The sequence below is a fragment of the Nitrospira defluvii genome (genome assembly GCF_905220995.1).
GTDB classification, from domain to species: domain Bacteria; phylum Nitrospirota; class Nitrospiria; order Nitrospirales; family Nitrospiraceae; genus Nitrospira_A; species Nitrospira_A defluvii_C.
This window is the reverse complement of sequence record NZ_CAJNBJ010000013.1, coordinates 1-4,337: the sequence shown is the minus strand read 5'-3', so window position 1 is coordinate 4,337 and position 4,337 is coordinate 1. Positions and strand designations below refer to the sequence as shown.

Below are 4,337 nucleotides of genomic sequence, written 5' to 3'. Positions count from 1 at the left end.
CCGCCGGCCAGGCCCCGGCGCGGAAACGGCGGCGGGGGAAGACAGCTGTCATCGCATGAGATGAAACGGTGCAGTCCTCAGCATAACAATGCACGTATTTCCACAAAGACGAGTTTGACAGTCTGTCACGAGCGGAGTACCTTTCGACTCATCCCTGCATGATTGTATGTGATCCTGCTCGACCAGGTCGTACGAGGCTAAGTATTTTCTCATTTCGTCAAGCTTCAGAGATCACCGGACAACCCAAGTCACCATGCCGATTACCGGAATCACATGGAAAAGCAATCGAGAGTACGACATCCACTTATTGCGCGGTAGGACCTTACCTGCCCTCCTCGCTGCCGTCGATGTCCAGCTCCCTGATGGGAGCAGTCAAGATGCGGCGGCCTATCTGGCGGCCAATGCCGACGTCACCATCAACTTCCAGCCTTCGTTTCGAAACGTGCTCGACCTCACCGCCACACCCCCGACTTGCTCCGGCTTCGGCATCACCATCAACAATGACAATGGCGAAGTCCGTGTGCCGGCGCCTCCCACCCCTGCACCGGTCATTCACAATTTCCTGCTTCACGTAACGGCGCAGGATTCAAGCGACGACAAGGAATACCGCATTAGCGTGCGGATTCATCTTCATAACCGTGTGACATCCGCCTGGCTGACGCCTCCGATTCTGACCTTGCGGCCGGACGGTCCGACATTGCCGCAAACCACGTTCAGGCGTTTCACGGTCCGCGCGCAGTTCGATGACCAGACCGTCGGCGACCTGACCAATCACCAGGGACTGACGTGGGGGCCCATCGGCAATGTGGAACCATCCGGCCGATTGGTCATTTCGGTCGGGAACAGCCCGAGCGACCCTGCCGTCGAGATCACCGCCACGCTCCCGGCAGACCTGCGTGATCCCGGCTCCCCTACCCCTCCTGAGATCATCGCCCGCGGCCATATCCGGTTCGCGACTGATTGGGCGGCGGAAAGCACCATCAAAACCGAGACCGTGCAGGTCCAGGATACCTGGCCGGGAACGGTCAACCCTGAACTCGTCCCGAATTTTCTCTTCTTGTCCGATGGCTATATTACCGACGACAAACCGCAGTTCGAATCTCAAATTCGAAGCCTGTTAGGGTTGATGAAAAAGAGCCGGCTGACGCGCCCCTTCGACCTGCTCTCCACGTCGATGAATTATTTTCAGGCCTTCGTGCCCTCCAGCCACCATGGGATTTCGGTGCTCTGCGAAGTCTACCCGGCTCAACAGAAGAACGGGGAGGTGCAAACTAATAGCGACGACACCGTGAATCTCTATTGTGTGCCTGATCCGGAGGACCCATCGGCAGGAGCACGCTGGGATCTCAGCAACCTGCTGTTCAGGCTTGGGCTTCCCGTTCCCGGACAGGGACTCGACCGGCCAGTGAAAGAAATCCGCGACTATTGGGATAGCATCCTCGACGACGTACCGCATGACAGGATCGCCGACGAAACGGTCCGACGCTGGCAAAAATTGGCAAGGCGGACGTTTCTCGAAGAAACTGATTCGACTCTTGGTTTGGCCTACGGCGATTACCCCAATGTCACCGATGAAAGCGACAATCGCCAAGTCGGCTTTCATCTGCGACGAATGTCGCGCGCGCGGCTGGATCCGATCTTAAACCGCCTGCACGACACGAAAGGGAATCCGATGGGCCAACTCTGGGTCCAACGGACGGACGGCACACGTCCCAACAGCTACCCCCTGATCTTTCTCTTCTCCTCCCTCAAATGGGATCGCGGGGTGAACTACGGCCGCGGGTACATCGCCATGAACGTCGAAGAGCGATACGAAATCCCGGCGAGACCCGTCTCGGGCAAACCAACGTATCGCATCGATCTCACCGGCCGCATCACCAAGACCATCGCCCATGGACGCCTCATCCGGGGGTGTCACGAGGTGGCACATTCGTTCGGCCTGGGCGACGAATATAGCGAGAAGGGAACCTTGCCCCAGAGCCGCGAGATCGACCAGCATTACGGCAACCTCCAAAAACACAGCGACCTGCTCGACTCCTTCAACGACATCGACGGCGATCTCATTAAATGGCGCTGGCATCGCATCCGCAAAGCCACCGTCGTCATGGGCGCGATCGGCCAAGCTACCCCGGGTGTCTTTCGCATTCCGATTCCCTTGGGCCAAAGTCTGCAGTTCAAACAGGGCAACACAGTGCTCCTGCGCGCTCGACGGTACCCGAATCCCCTCCCGCGCAATCCTGACATCAGCGAGCACCTGCAGATCGTCGGCCTGGCAGATCCGGGAGGAGTGGCAGACCTCTCAAAGCCTGAGGGGCCGGACAATCCCCTGGGCGCAGCCATCCTGGTGTCGCCCAAGACCGGTCACTCATTTACCGCGGCCGATGCGGCGCGGTTCGGGGCCGGTTGCGTGCTGTACCTGCCCGTGGAAGCCAGTGAAACGGCCCGCTCGGAGGACTACCCCTTTGCCGAAATGATCGCCCTGAACGTGAAAGACCACATCACGGACCGAGGCTGCGCGCTGAACCAGGACCCCGACAGTGACGAGATCTGCGTGCCGGACAAGAACGACATTCAGAAGCCAAAGAAGCTCGATATCGATTTTCCCCGCTGCTTCAAACACAAGAACCGGATCGTCGGCTTGTTTACCGGCGGCAAAACCTATCACTGCGGGATTTATCACCCCACGGGGAACTGCATCATGCGCAACTCGGACAGTGACGGAAAAGAGTTCTGCCCGGTGTGCCGCTACCTGTTGGTGGATATCATCGATCCGCACAAGCACTTTTCCATCGACCTGGATTACGGCGAGATTTATCCGCAAAAATGAGCACCACGACGGGCACATTCGAACAGGTCGCACGCGCCATGATCGACGCGATGGCACCGTTGCGCCGCGCCTTGAGCAACCGCGACGCATTTCAGTCCTTCATGCTGCGTCTCGGCTGGGAGCCCTTGTCCGTTCCTCCGGCTTATACCGCGCTGGGGACGACGGTTGCCGAAGCGATGCAGGCAGTCGAGGCCCTACGAGACGATCCGACGACCGAGGAGATTCTCGCTCTGCTCAGGAAGGCCCAAGCCGCCTACCTCGCTATCCAGCGAATCGAACAGGCGCCGCCAGGCGTTGATGCGGGCGCGTTTCTGAGCGAGATCGGCGAACGACTGTTCGAGATCCTCCTGACAGACTATCTTGCCACCCATCAACCGGCCCTATTCAATTGGCTCGCGATCCTCAATGTGATCGAGACGGTGGACATCCCGGCCACGGCACATCAACGCGCCCATGTGCGCACGCACTTCCATTGGGCCAATATCCCGAAGATCATTCGCGATCCGTCCTCCCTGCCGGAAAAGGTGTATGGATGGGGTACGCAGGAGCTCAAGTTTCAGCTCCTGCTTCAGCACCTCAGCGAACTGTTGTTCGCGTTCGGTTTTCCGGTCTTCATTGGCAAGGCAGAGGAATTGCTCGCCAACGGGTATGCAGGCCGAGACATCGACCTGGATGAAGACACGCAGTGGCTCAAGGTTCCCTTCTATTACATTACAATCGCCGACCAGGAACTCGAAGCCGCCATCAGTGTCGTGGAGCTGAAGGGCAACGGCGCTACCTTGCCCGGCCTTGCCATCCAACCTCACATCCCGAACGAATTCCCGCTGACCCTGCGCCTGGCGCCGACCATCGATTTGCGCGTGCGCGCCGGCACCAATGCCGCCACCCAAGTCGGCATCGTGCTCCGCCCAGGCGAGGCGTCGATTAAATACCCCTTCCAACCGGGCACAACACCGCCTTCTGCGGGTATCGGTCTCGGGTTCGACTTCAAACCGTCTGCGTCGGCTTTGTTGTTCGGTTCACCGAACGCCACCCGCCTTGAACTGCAGGGGGCATCAGTCGACTTGGGGGCCTCCTTTGTCGAGAACGAACTGGACGTCCAGGTGGCGGCGCAACTCAAGGACCTGACGCTTGTGCTGCAACCGGGGGAGGCCGACTCCTTCCTGCGCAGCCTGCTCGGCGACAGCGAACGCCGGCTCACGATTCCACTAGGTCTGGAATGGTCTCGCAGAAACGGTGTGCACTTCGCAGGAAGCCAGGCCTTCGAAACATCCTTGCCGGCCAATCTCTCGATCGGCCCCCTCAGGGTACAAGGCCTGACGCTGCAACTCTTTGCACCCACCGATCATTCCGCGGACCTGACCCTGGGAGTGGGAACTCAAATCTCCGGCACCCTCGGCCCGGTGTCGTTTGCTGCGGAAGGAATGGGATTCCGCCTGCAAACCACCTTTGCTCCAGGCAACGTCGGTCCATTCGACCTCTCCCTCGGCTTCCAACCGCCGACCGGCCT

1 protein-coding gene and 1 pseudogene are annotated in these 4,337 nt (G+C 59.4%); both read left to right on the top strand.

Annotation, left to right across the window (positions count from 1 at the left end):
- Positions 1 to 253 precede the first annotated feature (253 nt).
- Positions 254 to 2,827, top strand: coding sequence for a M64 family metallopeptidase (locus KJA79_RS11640; RefSeq protein WP_213042221.1), 2,574 nt, complete (start codon positions 254 to 256; stop codon positions 2,825 to 2,827).
- Positions 2,824 to 4,337: pseudogene (locus KJA79_RS11635) on the top strand (DUF6603 domain-containing protein); the annotation flags it as partial. The gene KJA79_RS11640 and the pseudogene KJA79_RS11635, both read left to right, overlap by 4 nt.

What these genes read in the sequence shown, in the direction of transcription:
- KJA79_RS11640 (WP_213042221.1), top strand. Translation starts at nt 254, where the DNA reads ATGCCGATTACCGGAATCACATGGAAAAGCAATCGAGAGTACGACATC.